This is a genomic window from Peribacillus sp. P4_C12 (assembly GCF_056402095.1).
Genome location: NZ_JBFUIB010001001.1, coordinates 1 through 853, shown reverse-complemented (window position 1 = coordinate 853; position 853 = coordinate 1). Strand labels below are relative to the sequence as shown.

At 38.6% G+C, this 853-nt stretch carries 2 protein-coding genes; both read left to right on the top strand.

The genetic code is table 11. The features are described 5' to 3' along the window. Window positions 1–467 (top strand): D-glutamate cyclase family protein (locus tag AC1DUW_RS30835; RefSeq protein ID WP_477644452.1); only part of this gene is annotated, 467 nt, incomplete at its 5' end. A gap of 22 nt (window positions 468–489) precedes the next feature. Next, a partial coding sequence (locus AC1DUW_RS30830; protein WP_477644451.1) for a carboxyltransferase domain-containing protein occupies window positions 490–853 on the top strand: 364 nt, incomplete at its 3' end.

The window sequence follows — 853 nt, the reverse complement described above, 5'->3', positions numbered from 1 at the left end:
ATGATATGGTTGGATTTTTAATAGGTTGCAGCTTTACATTTGAACATGCCCTTTTAAACAATGATATTTCCATTCGTCATATTGAAGAGGACTGTAATGTACCAATGTATAAAACGAATATTTCATGTACTGAAGCCGGGATCTTTCACGGGAAAATGGTAGCAAGCATGCGTCCGATTCCTCAGCAAGATGTGGTGCGAGCGGCTCAAGTTACATCGCGTTTTCCTGCTGTTCATGGTGGTCCAATCCATATTGGAGATCCGGGGGCGATTGGTGTTTCTAACATACAGCAGCCTGATTTTGGTGATGCAGTAACGATTCGTGAAGGAGAAGTGCCAGTCTTCTGGGCTTGTGGAGTAACGCCTCAATCTATCGCAATGGAAACAAAACCGGCGATTATGATTACGCATGCACCAGGACATATGTTTATAACGGATATTCGTGATGAAAAATTAGGCGTTTTATAACTAACAGAAAGAGATGAGTTCTATGCCGGAAAAGCTATTGAATAAAACTACATGCGTACTGTCTCCCTTAGGCGATTCCGCAATCGTGATTACATTTGGGAATGAAATTAAATACGACATTCACAAAAAAATTAAAATGTTTATGGATTTGCTTGAAGATGAACCTTTTGTTGGATTTATAGAATGTGTGCCGGCTTTTACAAATTTGACAGTTTTTTATGATCCTCTAGTTATCTATAAGAAACAAAAACAAAGCAATAACCATGAATGTATTTCTCCATATGAAGTGGTTCGTTCTATCCTGGAAAGGAAACTACAGTGGTTAAAAGAAGATAAAAAGCTAACACATCGAACTGTTTCTATTCCTGTATGTTATGGGGGGGAAT